At 51.0% G+C, this 15,903-nt stretch carries 18 protein-coding genes; 7 read left to right on the forward strand and 11 right to left on the reverse strand.

The features are described from left to right. The first annotated feature begins 92 nt into the window (after positions 1–92). On the forward strand, positions 93–551 hold the full coding sequence (locus EJO50_RS13990; protein WP_125975171.1) for a tellurite resistance TerB family protein: 459 nt from the start codon (positions 93–95) through the stop codon (positions 549–551). 151 nt (positions 552–702) lie between these two features. Here the strand turns inward: EJO50_RS13990 and gnd are convergent, their stop codons facing one another. Then, positions 703–1,614 carry a phosphogluconate dehydrogenase (NAD(+)-dependent, decarboxylating) gene (gene gnd, locus EJO50_RS13995; protein ID WP_206434401.1) on the reverse strand — a complete coding sequence of 304 codons (912 nt, stop codon included), beginning with the start codon at positions 1,612–1,614 and terminating at the stop codon, positions 703–705. A gap of 432 nt (positions 1,615–2,046) precedes the next feature. Here gnd and ubiU point away from each other — a divergent pair, with 432 nt between their 5' ends. The 4 genes from ubiU (at position 2,047) to EJO50_RS14015 (ending at position 5,751) form a co-directional block, all read left to right on the forward strand. Then, on the forward strand, positions 2,047–3,045 hold the full coding sequence (gene ubiU / locus EJO50_RS14000) for a ubiquinone anaerobic biosynthesis protein UbiU (protein WP_125975176.1): 999 nt from the start codon (positions 2,047–2,049) through the stop codon (positions 3,043–3,045). A gap of 417 nt (positions 3,046–3,462) precedes the next feature. Then, positions 3,463–4,338 (forward strand): U32 family peptidase, encoded by an 876-nt coding sequence (locus tag EJO50_RS14005; protein ID WP_125975178.1) that lies wholly within the window; start codon positions 3,463–3,465, stop codon positions 4,336–4,338. Further along, the gene (ubiT, locus tag EJO50_RS14010) at positions 4,335–4,760 is read left to right on the forward strand and encodes a ubiquinone anaerobic biosynthesis accessory factor UbiT (RefSeq protein ID WP_164521516.1); all 426 of its coding nucleotides are present in this window, start codon (positions 4,335–4,337) and stop codon (positions 4,758–4,760) included. The genes EJO50_RS14005 and ubiT overlap by 4 nt, the downstream gene beginning before the upstream one ends. A 160-nt stretch (positions 4,761–4,920) precedes the next feature. Continuing rightward, positions 4,921–5,751, forward strand: coding sequence for an undecaprenyl-diphosphate phosphatase (locus EJO50_RS14015; protein WP_125975182.1), 831 nt, complete (start codon positions 4,921–4,923; stop codon positions 5,749–5,751). 60 nt (positions 5,752–5,811) lie between these two features. Here EJO50_RS14015 and cyoE read toward each other — a convergent pair whose 3' ends face one another. The 4 genes from cyoE to EJO50_RS14035 all read right to left on the reverse strand — a co-directional run bounded on the left by cyoE (position 5,812) and on the right by EJO50_RS14035 (position 9,435). Beyond that, positions 5,812–6,711, reverse strand: a complete 900-nt coding sequence (gene cyoE, locus EJO50_RS14020; RefSeq protein ID WP_125975185.1) for a heme o synthase — start codon at positions 6,709–6,711, stop codon at positions 5,812–5,814. Positions 6,712–6,867: 156 nt separating this feature from the next. Continuing rightward, on the reverse strand, positions 6,868–7,881 hold the full coding sequence (locus tag EJO50_RS14025) for a COX15/CtaA family protein (RefSeq protein ID WP_125975187.1): 1,014 nt from the start codon (positions 7,879–7,881) through the stop codon (positions 6,868–6,870). Positions 7,882–8,311: 430 nt separating this feature from the next. After that, positions 8,312–8,767, reverse strand: coding sequence for a hypothetical protein (locus EJO50_RS14030; protein ID WP_125975190.1), 456 nt, complete (start codon positions 8,765–8,767; stop codon positions 8,312–8,314). Next, entirely contained in the window at positions 8,767–9,435 is a 669-nt protein-coding gene (locus EJO50_RS14035) for an SURF1 family protein (RefSeq protein WP_164521517.1), read from the reverse strand. Before EJO50_RS14035 ends, EJO50_RS14030 begins: the two co-directional genes overlap by 1 nt. On the opposite strand from EJO50_RS14035, the gene EJO50_RS14040 reads away from it, so the two are divergent. After that, positions 9,434–9,625: a twin transmembrane helix small protein gene (locus EJO50_RS14040; protein WP_125975195.1), complete on the forward strand. Its 192-nt coding sequence runs from the start codon at positions 9,434–9,436 to the stop codon at positions 9,623–9,625. The two genes, EJO50_RS14035 and EJO50_RS14040, sit on opposite strands and share 2 nt — an antisense overlap. A gap of 457 nt (positions 9,626–10,082) precedes the next feature. Here the strand turns inward: EJO50_RS14040 and EJO50_RS14045 are convergent, their stop codons facing one another. From EJO50_RS14045 to coxB, 6 genes are all read right to left on the reverse strand, one after another. Then, positions 10,083–10,949: a cytochrome c oxidase subunit 3 gene (locus EJO50_RS14045; RefSeq protein ID WP_125975197.1), complete on the reverse strand. Its 867-nt coding sequence runs from the start codon at positions 10,947–10,949 to the stop codon at positions 10,083–10,085. Between the two features lie 118 nt (positions 10,950–11,067). After that, the gene (locus EJO50_RS14050) at positions 11,068–11,241 is read right to left on the reverse strand and encodes a DUF2970 domain-containing protein (protein ID WP_125975200.1); all 174 of its coding nucleotides are present in this window, start codon (positions 11,239–11,241) and stop codon (positions 11,068–11,070) included. Further along, the gene (locus tag EJO50_RS14055) at positions 11,238–11,750 is read right to left on the reverse strand and encodes a cytochrome c oxidase assembly protein (protein WP_125975203.1); all 513 of its coding nucleotides are present in this window, start codon (positions 11,748–11,750) and stop codon (positions 11,238–11,240) included. Before EJO50_RS14055 ends, EJO50_RS14050 begins: the two co-directional genes overlap by 4 nt. A 198-nt stretch (positions 11,751–11,948) precedes the next feature. After that, a complete protein-coding gene (locus EJO50_RS17550; protein ID WP_233702097.1) occupies positions 11,949–12,044 on the reverse strand; it encodes a cytochrome oxidase small assembly protein in 96 nt (31 codons plus the stop codon). Then, positions 12,037–13,686, reverse strand: a complete 1,650-nt coding sequence (gene ctaD / locus EJO50_RS14060; protein ID WP_125975205.1) for a cytochrome c oxidase subunit I — start codon at positions 13,684–13,686, stop codon at positions 12,037–12,039. Before ctaD ends, EJO50_RS17550 begins: the two co-directional genes overlap by 8 nt. Positions 13,687–13,696: 10 nt before the next feature. Further along, on the reverse strand, positions 13,697–14,791 hold the full coding sequence (coxB, locus tag EJO50_RS14065) for a cytochrome c oxidase subunit II (protein ID WP_206434402.1): 1,095 nt from the start codon (positions 14,789–14,791) through the stop codon (positions 13,697–13,699). Between the two features lie 306 nt (positions 14,792–15,097). On the opposite strand from coxB, the gene EJO50_RS14070 reads away from it, so the two are divergent. Continuing rightward, complete coding sequence (locus tag EJO50_RS14070) at positions 15,098–15,862, forward strand: DUF2189 domain-containing protein (RefSeq protein WP_125975207.1); 765 nt, start codon at positions 15,098–15,100, stop codon at positions 15,860–15,862. The last annotated feature ends 41 nt before the right edge of the window (positions 15,863–15,903 follow it).

Raw genomic sequence — 15,903 nt, forward strand, 5'->3', positions numbered from 1 at the left:
GGCACCGCATATTCTGAACTATTTTCTTAAGCCATGATCTGATTAGCAGAAGTTATCCGCATCATCTGCTTAATCGCATCAGGAGATAGACAATGGGTTTGTTCGATTCGATCAAAAAAATGGGTCAGGATGCCAGTACGATGCTGACAAATGAAGTGACTAAATTTAAAAATAAAGATTTTTTAAATGCAGTAATTGCCGGGTGTGCTTTGGTGGCGAGCAGTGATGGCTCAATTAGCCCGGAAGAAAAGCGCAAGATGCTGGGCTATATTAGCAATTCAGATGAATTAAAAGTATTTGATTCATCTGATGTGATTGAATCTTTTAATAAAATTGCCGCTAAATTTGATTTCGATTATGAAATCGGTAAGGCAGAAGCATTAAAGATTATTTCTAAATTAAAAAATAATCCTGATGCCTGCAAATTAATGATCCGCGTTTGTTGCGTGATTGGTGCGGCAGATGGTGATTTTGATGCCAATGAAAAGAAAATGGTTGCGACCATTTGCAATGAATTAGGCATCAATGCGACCGAGTTTGATTTGAAATAATATATTTCAAGCAAAAAAAACCTGCTGTGGCAGGTTTTTTTTGGCTAAATGTTTCTGGGTCATTTGTTTTTAATGTCAGATATATCAGCAAGCAGGGGGGGCTTATTTGGAGGCTCAGAAATTGCACTGCTGGCCGGGGCAGATGCAGCTGTTACTTCTTGGCTACATGATGGCCGCCAAAGGCATTGCGCATCATAGACAGCAATTTGGCAACGTAATCGCCTTTACCCTGGGAGGTGTAGCGCTGGAATAATGAAGCTGCGATAACCGGCGCAGGAACGCCAAGTTCTACAGCTTCCAGTACGGTCCAGCGGCCTTCGCCTGAATCGGGAACGAAGGGTTGGATGTTGTCGAGTTTGGTATCGTTTTTCAGCGTGTCTGCGGTTAAGTCGAGCAGCCAGGAGCGGATTACCGAGCCATGACGCCATGTTTCAGCGACTTCAGCCAGATCAAGGTTTAGCTCTTTTTTAGCTTCTAAAAGGGCAAAGCCTTCGGCAAAAGCCTGCATCATGCCGTATTCAATGCCGTTGTGAACCATCTTCACGTAGTGGCCGCTACCTGCTGGGCCTGCGTGAATCCAGCCGCGATCTGATGCCGGGGCGAGGATTTTAACAAAGGGTTCAGCCATCGCAAAAGCGTCTTTTTCGCCACCAATCATGATGGTGTAGCCGTTAGCCAGGCCCCATACGCCGCCTGATACGCCTGCATCCATAAACTTAAAGCCTTTGGCATTCAGCTCTTTTGCATGGCGTTGTGAGTCTTTATACATGGCGTTTGCGCCATCAATAACTAAATCACCTGGTGCCAGTAGTGTGGTTAGCTCAGAAAACATGGCTTCGCTGATTTCACCTGCTGGCAGCATCATCCATACTACGCGTGGGCTTGGTAGCTCTGCAATCAGGCTAGCTACGGAGTCAAAGCTGCGGATATTGGCGTGGTCTGCGGCCAGTTGCTTACCTGTTTCGGCGCTTACGTCAAAGCCAAATACGGTGGCTCCGCCAGCTGCCAAACGGCGCGCCATATTGCTGCCCATTTTACCGAGGCCAATCATTGCAATTTGCATTTTGAGCATCCTTGTTTGTTGGTTTTCGTTGCCGGGGTTGTGCTCCGGCCGGAAGGTCCCGCAGCATGGGTTTTTGCCGCATGTCTGCTAGTTGGGAATTATGACACTATGCTCTGCTCAGTGCGAAGCAAATGCCTACAAAATGCAGTAAACAGTGTCTCTTGTACTTTTTATAAGAGAATTTTGTATATGACAGCAAAATTGATCTTGGTTAAGGCAAAATATATTGCAGTGCACTATGATTGAAAAGTCGTCATAAAGCGTGTGGGCTTTGTGAAAGGACTCTGTGTGTGGGTACGGTGCGTGCGTCGCTGCTTTTTTGCAGCCGCACGCTTTTTTCTGCGCAACGTTTATGCATTTTATTTGATGTAGCTTAAAAAATACATTGTTGCCTCTCTGTAAGCTGCCTCTGTTTATACATCGGGGGTGCTTATGGCCCTGCCCCAACTTATTTGTCCGGCGGGTAGCTTGCCTGCGTTGAAAATGGCCGTCGATCATGGGGCTGATGCAGTTTATCTTGGTTTTAAAAATGCCACCAATGCCAGAAATTTTGCCGGACTTAATTTTAGCGATGCGCAGCTCGGCGAGGGTGTACGCTATGCTCATGCCAAACAGCGTGAAGTATTAATCGCGATTAATACCTATGCTCAGCCGGGGCGAATTGCCGACTGGCGGGCTTCGGTTGATAAAGCGGCTGATCTGGGCGCTGATGCGGTGATCTTGGCCGATCTTGGCCTGTTGGAATATGCCCATCGTACTCATCCGCATTTGCATCTGCACTTATCTGTGCAAGGCTCTGCCACTAATTTTGAAGCCATTAATTTAGCGCACGAATGTTTTGGCGTGCGCCGTGCCGTATTGCCGCGCGTGCTCACTTTGCCGCAAATTGAGTGCGTCATTAAAAACACCCAGGTAGAAATCGAAGTCTTTGGCTTTGGCAGCCTCTGTGTGATGGCGGAAGGACGCTGTATTTTATCCAGCTATGTTACTGGACAATCGCCAAACACCCATGGCGTATGCTCCCCAGCGCAGTTTGTGCGTTGGGATAAACAGGGTGAGCGTATGGATGCGCGCTTAAATGGTGTACTGATTGATCGTTTCGAAGCGGGTGAACCTGCCGGTTATCCCACGCTATGCAAGGGGCGCTTTGAAGTTGATGGTGATACTTATTACGCCATGGAAGAGCCAACCAGCTTGAATACATTATCTATTTTGCCCGAGCTGATGCGCATCGGGGTGGCCGCCATCAAGGTAGAAGGCCGCCAGCGCAGCCCGTCCTATGTAGGCGAGGTGACTAAAACCCTGCGCATGGCCATCGATGCCTGCGCCGACCCGCGTTATTCAGTTAAACCTGCCTGGCAAGCCACGCTGGATAAAGTGTCCGAAGGGCATCAGCAAACGCTGGGGGCTTATAGCAGGCCGTGGAGATAACTATTGGGTTTGCCTATCCAGTCTATTTAGTGCCTGCGGCACGGTGATTAGGTGCGGGAATCCCCCGTGTGGGACCTACTTTCTTGCTTCGCCAAGAAAGTAAGCAAAGAAGGCGACCCCGCGAAACACGAAGGCCCCTCATCTGCGGACAATCGAGCGGCGGCTGCGGAACTCGCTTCGCTCAGACAGGCATCAAAGAAACCCCGCTCGCTTGTTCCTCGCTTCGGCGTGTTTCAAGGGGGATTTAAGCCCTACGCAGAAAATGTGGTTTTTAAGGTTTTTAGGTGCTTGCTGCAAGCAAACTGACTGGTTTATGTGGGGCGATACTCGGTCATATTTAAAAATTGCTTTTGGTTTGCCCCTTTCATACAAGTATCGAAACACGGGGTTTTAAAAGCAGCCCCATTAGGAATAACAATGAAACTCTCTCTTGGCCCCATTCTTTATTACTGGCCTAAGCAGCAGGTGCTGGATTTTTATGCCGAGGCAGCGGGTTGGCCGGTGGAGGTTATTTATCTGGGTGAGGTGGTTTGTTCGCGCCGCCACGAGCTGCGTAGTGCCGATTGGCTGGAAGTGGTACAGAGCTTGCGTGCTGCGGGTAAAGAAGTGGTGATTTCGTCCCAGGCGCTGCTGGAGTCTGCCAGTGATCTTTCCAGCTTAAAAAAGCTGGCCGAGGCAGGTGGCTGCATCGAGGCCAATGATTTAGGCGCGGTGAAGGTGGCGCGGGATCTGGGGATGCGCTTTGTGGCCGGGCCGCATCTTAATATTTATAACGGCGCAGCTCTGGATTGGTTTGCGGCGCAGGGCGCAATGCGCTGGGTGCCTTCTTTAGAAAGCAGTCAGGCTGATATTGCCGCTATTTTGGCCGAGAAAACCTGTGCCATCGAAACCGAAGTCTTTGTGCATGGCTATTTGCCGCTGGCGTTTTCGGCCCGCTGCTTTACTGCTCGCTATTACGGCTTGAGCAAAGATGCTTGTGAGTTTCGTTGCCTGGATCATGCGGACGGGCAACTGGTTTCTACCCGCGAAGGCCAGGGGTTTTTGCGTCTGAACGGCATTCAGACTCAGTCTTCCGCCTGCCAATCGCTGTATGCCGAGTTGCCGCAAATGGCGCAGATGGGCATTGATTACCTGCGTATCAGCCCGCAATCCACCGGTACGGGCGAGCTTGTTGTGGCTTACGCCGAAAAAATAACTTATCCCAACGCTATCCACGACTTCTCAACAGCTTATCCACAGGGCATTGTGAACGGTTATTGGCATGGTGAAGCAGGCATAAAGGAATGTGTATGAAGCGCTTACCGCAATTTGTTTTATTTAAACTACCCGAAGCGCCGGTGGCCATTGCCTTGGCGAGCAGCTTAAATCTGGTTAAAAACAAGCTTTGGCCGGAAGAAGACTTTGCCTGGCTGGCCGGGCGAAATATTCGCCTGGAAGTGCTGGATATTGGTCGAGGCCTGACGTTGTCTTTTCAGAATGGACGCTTTAAGCGTGGGACTGGCACAGCAGATGTTACTTTTAGCGCGAGCCTTGCCGATTATCTGGTGCTGGCCCGCCGTCTGGAAGACCCAGACACGTTGTTTTTTCAGCGCCGTTTAAGCATTGAAGGCGATACCGAGCTGGGCCTCACGCTAAAAAATTTGATGGATGCTACCGATTTTGAGCCGCTCCTGGCCTGGCTGCCAAGCAAATTGCGTGCGCATTTGCCAGTTTGATTTGGTGTTAAAACAAAGTCTGGCGGGTTTCATCCGCCTTTATAAACAATGCGCCGGTATGTTTTGATGTAAATTCTGCTAATAAATACCAGATCTTAATCAGTTGATAAGATTGCCCAGATATAATGCGTGTCTCTTTTAGGTTATTGGCAGATTATTAATGGATATTGTTTTGCTGTTTAAGTCGCTCATTATGGGCATGGTTGAGGGGATTACCGAGTTTCTGCCGATTTCCAGCACGGGCCATTTGATTTTAACGGGTGATTTGCTCAATTTTATGAGCAAGGAAAAGCGTGACGTTTACGAAATTTTTATTCAGCTGGGTGCCATGCTGGCAGTGGTTTGGGAGTATCGCGCCAAAATTAGCAAAACATTGTGCGGTGCAGGTAAACCCGGTGGCGAGCGTAATTTATTACTGGCGGTGGTGGTGGCGTTTATCCCGGCGGCGGTTCTTGGCCTTTTATTTAGTAAAGTAATCAAAGCACATTTATTTCAGCCTGTGCCGGTGGCAATGGCATTTATTGTGGGTGGTTTGATTATTCTTTGGGCAGAGAAGCGCCAGGTGAATAAAGTCCCTGTAGTTGAAACGGTGGATGATTTAAGTCTGAAAGACGCACTGAAAGTAGGCCTTTGCCAGTGTCTGGCATTAATTCCCGGCACCAGCCGCTCTGGTGCAACTATTATCGGCGGGATGTTTCTTGGCATTTCCCGCAGGGCCGCAACCGAGTTCTCGTTCTTTCTGGGGATTCCAACGTTGGGCGCGGCATCTATTTACAGCTTGCTCAAACATCGTCATGAGTTAGATATCGGCGACAGCGGCGTATTTGCCGTGGGCTTTATCGCCTCGTTTGTTTTTGCTTTTATTGCAATTCGTGCGCTGATTAAATTTGTTTCAACCCACACTTTTGTTGGCTTTGCCTATTATCGGATTGCTTTCGGTTTGATCGTATTGGCCACCGCTTATTCCGGGCTGGTAAGCTGGACGGTTTGATTTTTTTGGGGAGTGGGGAGTGGCACTTCAATCACCATTTCGACTTCCAACTCCCCATTCTTAAACCAAGCAATGATCCAGCAATAATGCCGCAAATAAACACGCTAGATATTTAATCGAATATCTAAATAATTCCCGCGCAATTACGTCTCCCTCTGCTTCTTTTTCTTCCTGCCACAATTTAAATGCCCGCGATAAAAAGCCTGCATTGAGCACGGCTGCGCTAATGCCATACAGCCAGCTACTCATGCCTAATGCCACCGGCAGGGCGGTGACGGCGGCAAGGATGGCGGCGTAGAGCAGGATGGATAAGCGGGTGAATGCCAGGCCATGGGTGACTGGTAACATAGGCAGGCCTGCTTTGGCGTATTCATCGCGGCGGTAGATTGCCAGCGCCCAGAAGTGTGGCGGCGTCCAGGTGTAAATAATCAAAAACAAGACCATGGCTTCAGGTGGCACACTGCCGGTGACGGCGGCCCAGCCTAAGATGGGTGGCATAGCGCCCGACGCACCACCAATCACGATATTTTGCGGCGTGGCGGCTTTGAGTAAGCGAGTGTAAATCACTGCATAGCCAAAGAAGGTAGCCAGCGTCAGCCACATCGTCAGCATATTTACAAAAGCGGCCAGCAGCCATAGCCCAACTGCCGTGGTGATCAGGGCATAGAGCAGGGCGTCGCTGTGCCTGACCGAGCCTTTAACCAGTGGTCGCTGCTGAGTGCGGCGCATATTGCCATCGCGCTCTACTTCGATCAGGCAATTAAAAGCGGCCGCTCCGCTGGCAACCAAACCAATGCCTGTTGTGGCAGCAAGCAGCAGTGCGATGGATGGCAGCTGCGGTGTGGCCAGCAGCATGCCAACTACGGCGCAGAACACTATCAAAGCAATGACGCGCGGCTTGCCAAGTTTGAGCAGCTCGGTTAGCTTGGCATGGGAGCGGGTAAGGGCAAGAGTAAGCATGGCTAAGCTCCGGTAAATTAAAACGGGGAAGAAAGTTCGATCTCAGACGATGCTTTTCGTAGGAGCGGCTTTAGCCGCGAAAACGCCATTAAAGACATTCGCGGCTAAAGCCGCTCCTACGCGTTTTGTTCTTAAGTGTTTGCCGTCCGATATAAATTACGACGAAGCCGCTACTTTCCCCTCTCTTGGGGTGAGGCTTAGGCCAGAGTGCGCTTTGGCCATATTCTGAGCCGGTAAAACCTGCGCCCATACGGCAACCACCAGCATCAGTAATATCGCTGCGCCGCCGTTATGCGCTACGGCCAGCGGCAGCGGTAAATCAAACCAGACATTGCTTATCCCCAGTGAGATTTGTAGCAGCAGCGCCGCAGAAATCAGCCCTGCGAACTTGGGCGTGGCTTTGCGTAGCTGCCATACCAGCACACTGATGCAGATGAGTAGCAATAATGCGCCCAGCCTGTGCAACCAGTGAATAGCGGCCAGATGATGAATCGTCAGCGCTTCGCCACTGGCGCTCTGGCCTAGTTGGCGCAGTGGCTGCATAGCGGTGCTTAAACCTACAGGCGCGGCAAAGCTGCCTTGGCATGCAGGAAAACCATTGCAAGCCAGCGCCGCATAATTGGTTGAGACCCAGCCGCCGAGGGCAATTTGCAGCACGATGGCGAGCAGGCTGATGATGAAAACGGGGCGCAACTGGCTGGGAAGTTGCGGCTTTAAAAGGGCGCGGGAGCTAAGCCAGGTCAGCAGTGCCAGCAGCGTCATGCCACCCAGCAAATGCGCGGTAACCACGATCGGCATCAGCTTCATGGTGACGGTCCACATCCCCAGTAATGCTTGAAAAACAATCACCGCTAGGGGCAGTAAAATACTGACGCGGCTGAGCTGCGGGCGTTTTTTCCAGAGTAGGCAGCACACTGCCAGCACCAGCATGCCCAATCCACCCGCAAAATAGCGATGTATCATTTCTTTCCAGCCCTTGGCTGGATCTACTTCGCCGCCAAACTCCGCGCCAGCCTTGGCAATTTCATGCGCCTCGTCCGGCGCACTGAGCAGCCCATAGCAGCCCGGCCAATCCGGGCAACCCAAGCCGGCATCAGAAAGCCGCACATAAGCACCCAGCATGACTAAGCAAAAAGTCCAGATCAGGGTAAGGCAGAGCAGTGGTTTCATTGATGGCTCCTGTAGGGCGGGTGCAAGCCGCCGTTTGTTTAATATTTAAAGCCAAAATGCGGTGGGTGTTACCCCATGTGCGCTAGCCAAAGTCAAAAGCCATTATTTTAGTGCCTTCGGCACGTTGGTTTAGGAGCGGTAGCCACCGCGGGGGCGTTCTTTTCTTGAACGGCCAAGAAAAGAACCAAAAGAAGGCCGTCCCACGAAACACGAAGGCCCCTCATCTGCGGACAATCGAGCGGCTGCTGCAGAACTCGCTTCGCTCAGACAGTCCTCGCCGAAACCCCGCCCGCTTGTTCCTCGCTTCGGCGTGTTTCAAGGGGACTCTAAAGCCCCGTGCAGAGAGCGCGGTCATTTCGATTTTTTTGCTGTTTGCAAATAAATAAAGTTATTTTCTTTGCTCCTTTGTAGCTACACCTATCCTCCAGCTTCAACCCAGCGCTTTATTATTTTTCAAAACCTGCCCGATTTCTTTTAGCGCCTTGCGTCTGCCATCGTCGTTAGAGAGTTGCTCTTTGGAATAACGCAGTACGGCATTGCCGTGGGGGTCGATCAGGTAGAGGCCGCTGGCAGGGGCGTGGCTGGGCAGGTAGACGATGTCGGCATTGTCCGAGGGGCAAAAACTGGCGCGCACAATACGCTGGCTGGCTTCGCCCTGAGCCAGCCGCAGTTGCCTGGCAGCAAAGAGCAGCTTGCCGTGTATCTCGCTGCAAGCGGCATCGGCAGCGGCTAATCGCCAGGGGCCGGGCGCTGCGATGGGGGTGGCGAGTAGTTCGCCAAAGCTATTCCCTCCGACGGGTCGCCACCATTGCCAAACGGCTTGCGCGGCTAATACCGGCAGTAGGGATAACATAAAACATGCAATAAGTACGGTGCGTCCTTTCATTATCTTGTCTCCCATTTAAAGCGTATCCAAAGAAAAATACCCGCTAAAGTCATTCCCCACCAAGTGGCTGTGTAAGCAAGATGCCGCTCGGGCGGGATAGCGGGCTGGCTGTGTTGCACGATCAAACCTTTTTCACCTGCTTGCATCAGTGCATAGGCAACTGGCTGGGGCAACTTGCTCCATGCGGCAAAGCGTTCCGGATGGAGATTTTGAAAGATGTGATCTTTGGGCGGTGTGTTGGCTAGCTCAACATAACGCGGCCAAGGCTGTGCGTTCACGATGGTGCTAGCACCGGCTTTAGGGGGCTGCGCATCGGGCCACCAGCCGCGGTTGATCAGCACTATGCTCTGATCGCTCAGCTGAAAAGGGGTGATGACGTGATAGCCGATCTGGCCTGCTTCAATCCGGTGATCGAGCAGGATTTGGGCCTGTGGCAGCCATTGGCCGATTAGTTTGATCGGGCGAAATAAGGGCGGAGTGCCTTTTGCCCAAGGCAGGGGGGCGAGTGCTTCTTGTTTTGTCAGTTGCGTTATGAGTATTTGTTTGTCGTGTGCTCGGCTGAGCTGCCACAGACCCATGTAAAAGGTAATCAGGATTAGGATTGCTAAACTGACAAGTGCATATCGGCGACGTTGCGCTAAGATGGGTGTAGACGGAGGATTTTCCATGAAGATTGTTGCCATCATCCTGCTCCTGATTATCATCATCGCCCTCGGGCGAGCACTGTTGCAGATGGTTCGCGGCGGGCGACCCACGCAGATGGTGCGTGCTTTAACACTGAGGGTGGGCTTGTCGATTGCTTTATTTGTTTTGTTATTGGTGGCTTATGGGATGGGGTGGATACATCCCAATGCATGAGTTTTTTGTTTTTATTGAACTGCTTTTGTAGGGCGGGTGCAACCCGCCGTTTTCTTTGTTAACTAAAAAAGATCTTTTTTTAGTGCCTTCGGCACAGTGATTTTGGTGCGGTATCCCCGCGGGGACTCACTTTCTTGCTTCGCCAAGAAAGTAAGCAAAGAAGGCGACCCCACGAAACACGAAGGCCCCTACGCTGCGGACAATCGAGGCGGCGGCGGGCGGGATTGGCTCGTTCCTCGCTCCCTTGCCGAAACCCCGCCCCGCTTGTTCCTCGCTACGGCGTGTTTCAAGGGGAGATTTAAGCCCCATGCTATGAGTTGCGAAATAAATTCAAATGGTTGGGGGATATTCCAAACCCAAACCCAAACCCAAACGATTTAACTCCGAACTTGCTTTTCTCCGTGAAACTCCGTGTTCTCAGTGCCCTCTGTGGTTCAAAATTTGGGTTTGTTGCTTCTTACAACCAATAAACAAACACAAATAAAATCAGCCACACCACATCTACAAAGTGCCAGTACCAGGCGGCGGCTTCGAAGCCGAAGTGGTGTTCGGGGCTGAAGTGGCCGCGCATGGTTCGCACCAGCATGGTGGCCAGCATGATGGTGCCGACTAGTACGTGCATGCCGTGAAAGCCTGTCAGCATGTAGAAGGTTGCGCCGTAAGCGCCGGAGCTCATTTTCAGGCCAAGCTCGGTCCAGCCGTGGTGGTATTCGACGGCTTGCAGGGTTAAGAACAGAGTGCCGAGCAGCACTGTAAACAATAGGCCAAGCTTGAGCTGGCTGCGTTTATTGGCCATTAATCCCCAGTGTGCCCAAGTGAGCGTTGCGCCAGAGGTGAGCAGCAGGGCGGTGTTGATTGCCGGTAAGCCAATTGCCGCCATCGGGGTATAGGCAGCGGCTTTGGGGCCGGTTTGGGCTGGCCAGCTTTCATGAAAGCCTGACCAGAGCAGGGTGTTGGTATCAGAAAAGAAGCCCAGCTCAGGAACAGAAATGGTGCGGGTGTAAAAGAGTGCGCCAAAAAAGGCGGCAAAAAACATCACTTCAGAGAAAATAAACCAGCTCATTCCCCAGCGAAATGAGTAATCGACCTGCTGGCCGTAACTGCCGCTTTGTGATTCTTTGACCACATCACCAAACCAGCCAAAAATCATCCAGATCAGAATGGCAAAGCCCAGCAACAAAATCCAGGCTCCGGCTGCCACACTATTCATGGCAAAAGCAGCCCCCAGCCCCATGCAGAATAAGGCGACAGAGCCGACGATGGGCCAGCGCGACGGGGCTGGCACGTAGTAATGCTCATCGTGAATTCCGTTTTCTACATTCATTTTCAGCTCCATCAATATTAGGGTGGACAAGCGTTTATGCCCACGAGCCAGACCTTGCTTGAAAAAGACTTAATTAGATTTGCCGGGTGGCTTGGGCAGTTTTTTGCCGTAATTCACTCTAGGCATGAGCAATCAGCACCCGTACCAGTAGAAACACACTCAGCGCCAGGCACAGTGCTAAAAACAGGCCTGCGGCAATAATCTGTTGCGGTTTTAGTTTGGTCTGCTCGGCATTTTTGCGGCTACGTACGCCAAAAAAAGCGGTGAGCACCGTTTTCAGTGCTGCAATCATGATTTCAATTCCGGGTGCAGCGTGTAAGAGAGCGTGGCGGCCCCCAGCTCTTCCGGCAGTTCATTAGCAACTAAGAGTACGACCATGACATCGCGTTGTTCATTGGCGGCCAGCGTGAGGCCATCAAAACAAAAGCATTCCAGTTTTTGCAGCAGGCCTGCGGCTCTGGCCGGGGCATAGCTGGGAATGGCGCGTACTTTTAATGGCTGATCGCTCTTATTAATTAAACGAAATCTGGCTTTAAGTAAGCCGCCTGGCTTGGCCGCCAGCACCGGATCGAGCGCTATTAAGGAGGCGGCTAAGCCCGTATCCACATTGGTATCAAACTCCACCCGGATGACCGCTGCGCTGGTGTTGGCAAAATCGCTATTGGCTCGATCTATGCCCATTGCCTTACACAGCGCACCATAAAACGGCACCATGGCATAGCCAAAACCAAACATCAGGCAGGCAATCACCATCATCCGTATAGCGAGTTTGCGATTGGCTTGCTGAAGAGTGCTTTGCATTTTTACCTTTTGTATTCAGGTGAAAAACGTAAAAAAACCTGTAGACGCAGAGAACACAAAGCCCACGGAGAACACAGAGAAAAGCAAGTCGTAAGCGGGTGATGTACCCAGTTGTGTATAGGCACGATCTTGGTTTTTCCCTGTGTACTCTCTTTGTAAACTCAGTGTTCTCCGTGCCCACAGATTTTGGGTTTGGCTCTAAACGTCCATTAACCAACGCCGAATAATAATCCCCACAAAAAAGGCGAGGGCGATGCTTGCGGTAATCAAGGCGGTGCGCAGATTTTTACTCATGATGATCTCCCAAGAGGCCCTGGGCTTTAAGGCCTTTTTCGACCATTTCTAAGGAAGGCGGGGTTTCCCATGTGTGGTGTGGTGCTGGTGATGGCACTTCCCATTCCAGCGTGTTTGCACCTTCCCATGGTTTGGCGGGTGCTTTGCCTACGCCACCGCGTATGGTGTGAATCACGTTAAAGAGAAAGAATATTTGCCCCAGGCCAAAGCAGAATGCGCCGATTGAAGCGATGGCATTAAAGTCGGTAAATTGCAGCGCGTAATCAGGAATCCGGCGTGGCATACCGGCAAGGCCCAAAAAGTGCATAGGGAAAAATGTGACGTTGAACCAGACCATCGACCACCAGAAATGAAACTGGCCCCGGCCCTCGTGATACATATTGCCGGTCCATTTAGGAAGCCAGTAATAGGTGGCGGCAAACAGGGTAAATAAGGCACCAGCTACCAGTACATAATGAAAATGCGCCACCACATAATAGGTGTCTTGCATCTGGGTATCGACAGGGGCAATCGCTAGAATCAGCCCGGAAAACCCTCCAATGGTAAACAGGCAAACAAAGCCGATTGAAAACAGCATCGGTGTTTCAAAAGTCATGCTGCCCTGCCACATGGTGGCGATCCAGTTAAAGACTTTCACCCCCGTTGGCACGGCAATCAGCATGGTGAGGAACATAAAAAACAGCTGGGTGCTGGCCGGCATTCCTACGGCAAACATATGGTGGCCCCAGACCATAAACGACAGAATGGCGATCGAGCAGGTGGCGTAAACCATCGAAACATAGCCAAACAGCGGTTTGCGCGCAAAGGTGGGGATAATCTGGCTGACGATACCAAAAGCGGGCAGCGCCATGATGTAAACCTCGGGGTGGCCAAAAAACCAGAAAATATGCTGAAACAATACCGGGTCGCCGCCGCCAATGGCCTTGAAAAAGTGCGTATCAAAATGCCGGTCAGTCAGCAGCATAGTGACTGCACCTGCTAGCACCGGCGCCACGGCAATCAAAAGGTAAGCCGTAATCAGCATGGTCCAGCCAAACAGCGGCATCTTTAGCATCGTCATCCCCGGCGCGCGCATATTCAGCACGGTGGTGACAATATTGATTGAGCCCATAATGGACGACAGCCCTAAGAGGTGGATGGCAAAAATGGCTAAATCCATCCCCATGCCTGCCTGAATCGACAAGGGCGGATAAAGAGTCCAGCCGCCCGCTGCTGCGCCGCCGGGTACAAAGAATGAGATCAACAGCAGCGCAGCAGCGGGTGGCAGTAGCCAGAAGCTCCAGTTATTCATCCGTGCAAAAGCCATATCGGGTGCGCCTATCATCAGCGGTAGCATCCAGTTAGCCAAGCCGGTAAAGGCCGGCATAATCGCGCCAAACACCATAATCACGCCGTGCAAGGTGGTGAGCTGATTAAAGAAATCAGGTTGCCAGAATTGCAGGCCGGGCTGAAATAACTCAGCGCGAATACACAGCGCCATAATGCCGCCGGTAATAAACATGCTGAAGGCAAACCACAGATAAAGCGTGCCGATATCTTTATGATTGGTGGCGTAAAACCAGCGCTGCACAAAAGAAACATGGTGTTCTTCATGTGCATGATCGTGGGCCGGTGCGTGGAGCGCGTCGTGTGCAGTAGTCATCGTCTGATCCTTACTTTCTGGCGGCTTTAACATCGGCGGGGAGGAGGGCATCGCCCGTGGTATTGCCAAAACTATTGCGCTCGTAAGTCACGACAGCGGCAATTTCGGTATCAGATAGCGCATTCCATGCGGGCATGGCGTTTTTGCCTGCCAATACAATTCCAAGGTGGTCAGCGATCGGGCCGGTGGCAATTTTTGATCCGGCCAGCGACGGATAAGGGCCGGTGCCTTTGCCGTCTGCCTTATGACAGGCCACACAATTGCCTTCGTAAACAGAGCGGCCGCGGGCAATTAGCTCGTCCTTGGTCCACTTTTTGTTTGGATCGTCGGCGGCGGCTTTGGCTTCAGCTTGTTTTTTGCCTACCCATTCCTGAAATTCTTTATCGGTAACTACTTTCACCACGATGGGCATAAAGCCATGGTCCTTACCGCAAAGCTCCGAGCATTGGCCACGGAAGGTGCCGGTATTTTCGGCCTTAAACCAAGTGTCGCGAATAAAACCGGGAATGGCGTCTTGTTTTACGCCAAAAGCAGGCATGGCCCAGGAGTGGATCACATCATTGCTTGTGGTCAGAATGCGTACTTTTTTGCCTACGGGTACAACCAATGGCTCGTCTACTTCTAAAAGGTAATGCTCGCCTTTAGCACTGCCTTTGCCCTGGTATTCATCAATTTGCTTGCGGTCGGTGGTGAGGCGGCTTTTAAAATCAACACCGTGATCCAGATATTTGTAGCCCCAGAACCATTGATAGCCGGTGGCTTTAATGGTGATTTCTGAGTCGCGGGTGTCTTTTTGTGCAATCACCACACGGGCTGCAGGCCAGGCCATGGCAACGAGAATAAGGGCTGGAATGATGGTCCAGAGAATCTCAACCGTGGTGTTTTCATGAAAGGGTTTGGCGGCGTGGCCTAGGGATTTGCGATGTTTTAATATTGAGTAAAACATTACTCCAAACACCAGCACAAAAATCACCAGAATCACCCACATAAGCAAGGTGTGCAGATTTGTGATGTCGTGGGCGATTGCAGTTTGAGCAGGCTGGAAGTTCATGCTTGTTGCTTGTGTAACAGCAGGCAACATCAAAGCTAATGCAAGTCTTCGCATTACTCACCTCCCTGGGTGTAGCGCCTTCCTCTTGACTGACTGGGCCGGTCGCAGATTTAATGTTTATCAATACAAGCTAGCAGGAGTTTTGATATGTGCAAGTCAGTAAAGTAATTAAAATTCTTACATAAAGCTTTTTTATTGCCGTTTATCTGGGCGTCACGGTGTCTTGATTACATATGCACTAGAAATTAGGTTGATCACAGATTTTTGTGATCTCCAGTTTTTTTGCTGGAACAAGCCGGAGCAAGGTACGAAGATACGAACCTCTTCCGGATATCAGCCTTATTTTCAAGGAGGAAGATCATGAGTATTCATATGGACGCGCTGGACCAGCATTTCACGCTCCCCAAAACTCGCGAAGTTGCAGCAAATAGTCCAATGGTCTGGTTACAAAAAGGCTGGCGTGATTTATGGGCTCATCCCGGCCCGAGCCTGATGTACGGTGTTATTGTCACGCTTATTGGTGCTTTGGTTCTTTCTCTGGCGGCACACCACCCTTATCTATTCACTACATCAATCACAGGTTTTTTATTGCTGGCCCCTTTAGGTGCAGCGGGTATTTACGAGCTAACTTCTGAGCGAGAGGAAGGCCGGCCAACATCTTTTATTCAATCGATTCGTGATTTGCTGGCCAATCTGGGGCAGCTCGGTTTTCTTGGTCTGGCTCTGGGGATGGTAGCTATTGCCTGGGAGCGTTTCTCTGCTATTTTGTTTGCCGTGTTTTACGGCGGACAGGATGTCACTCTGGCGGGTTATATCAGCTCTTTAACAGGAGAGTTTTTACCGTTTACGCTTGTCTGGACTTTAGCCGGCTTTTTATTGGCTTTTTTAGTCTTTGGTCTTACCGCAGTTTCGATCCCCATGTTGGCCGACAGGGAGATCGATAGTATTACCGCCATGATGACCAGCTTGCGGGTCACTTCTGAAAACCGGGTTGTGATGATTCAATGGGCCGCACTGATTGTTTTTCTGACTGCTATTGGCTTTGTTACCGTGGTGGGGCTGGTGGTGATTTTTCCTCTTCTTGGCCATGCAACCTGGTATGCCTATAAGGATTTGGTTGAATAAGCTCTTGATGCATTGAGCCTGGGCATGAGTTCATAGCAAGG

The organism is Iodobacter ciconiae (genome assembly GCF_003952345.1).
GTDB lineage: Bacteria > Pseudomonadota > Gammaproteobacteria > Burkholderiales > Chitinibacteraceae > Iodobacter > Iodobacter ciconiae.

Excerpts from the sequence above, each read along its gene's own strand:
- EJO50_RS13990 (WP_125975171.1), top strand. The coding sequence starts at position 93 with ATGGGTTTGTTCGATTCGATCAAAAAAATGGGTCAGGATGCCAGTACG.
- gnd (WP_206434401.1), bottom strand. The coding sequence starts at position 1,614 with ATGCAAATTGCAATGATTGGCCTCGGTAAAATGGGCAGCAATATGGCG.
- ubiU (WP_125975176.1), top strand. The coding sequence starts at position 2,047 with ATGGCCCTGCCCCAACTTATTTGTCCGGCGGGTAGCTTGCCTGCGTTG.
- EJO50_RS14005 (WP_125975178.1), top strand. The coding sequence starts at position 3,463 with ATGAAACTCTCTCTTGGCCCCATTCTTTATTACTGGCCTAAGCAGCAG.
- ubiT (WP_164521516.1), top strand. The coding sequence starts at position 4,335 with ATGAAGCGCTTACCGCAATTTGTTTTATTTAAACTACCCGAAGCGCCG.
- EJO50_RS14015 (WP_125975182.1), top strand. The coding sequence starts at position 4,921 with ATGGATATTGTTTTGCTGTTTAAGTCGCTCATTATGGGCATGGTTGAG.
- cyoE (WP_125975185.1), bottom strand. The coding sequence starts at position 6,711 with ATGCTTACTCTTGCCCTTACCCGCTCCCATGCCAAGCTAACCGAGCTG.
- EJO50_RS14025 (WP_125975187.1), bottom strand. The coding sequence starts at position 7,881 with ATGAAACCACTGCTCTGCCTTACCCTGATCTGGACTTTTTGCTTAGTC.
- EJO50_RS14030 (WP_125975190.1), bottom strand. The coding sequence starts at position 8,767 with ATGAAAGGACGCACCGTACTTATTGCATGTTTTATGTTATCCCTACTG.
- EJO50_RS14040 (WP_125975195.1), top strand. The coding sequence starts at position 9,434 with ATGAAGATTGTTGCCATCATCCTGCTCCTGATTATCATCATCGCCCTC.
- EJO50_RS14035 (WP_164521517.1), bottom strand. The coding sequence starts at position 9,435 with ATGGAAAATCCTCCGTCTACACCCATCTTAGCGCAACGTCGCCGATAT.
- EJO50_RS14045 (WP_125975197.1), bottom strand. The coding sequence starts at position 10,949 with ATGAATGTAGAAAACGGAATTCACGATGAGCATTACTACGTGCCAGCC.
- EJO50_RS14050 (WP_125975200.1), bottom strand. The coding sequence starts at position 11,241 with ATGATTGCAGCACTGAAAACGGTGCTCACCGCTTTTTTTGGCGTACGT.
- EJO50_RS14055 (WP_125975203.1), bottom strand. The coding sequence starts at position 11,750 with ATGCAAAGCACTCTTCAGCAAGCCAATCGCAAACTCGCTATACGGATG.
- EJO50_RS17550 (WP_233702097.1), bottom strand. The coding sequence starts at position 12,044 with ATGAGTAAAAATCTGCGCACCGCCTTGATTACCGCAAGCATCGCCCTC.
- ctaD (WP_125975205.1), bottom strand. The coding sequence starts at position 13,686 with ATGACTACTGCACACGACGCGCTCCACGCACCGGCCCACGATCATGCA.
- coxB (WP_206434402.1), bottom strand. The coding sequence starts at position 14,791 with ATGCGAAGACTTGCATTAGCTTTGATGTTGCCTGCTGTTACACAAGCA.
- EJO50_RS14070 (WP_125975207.1), top strand. The coding sequence starts at position 15,098 with ATGAGTATTCATATGGACGCGCTGGACCAGCATTTCACGCTCCCCAAA.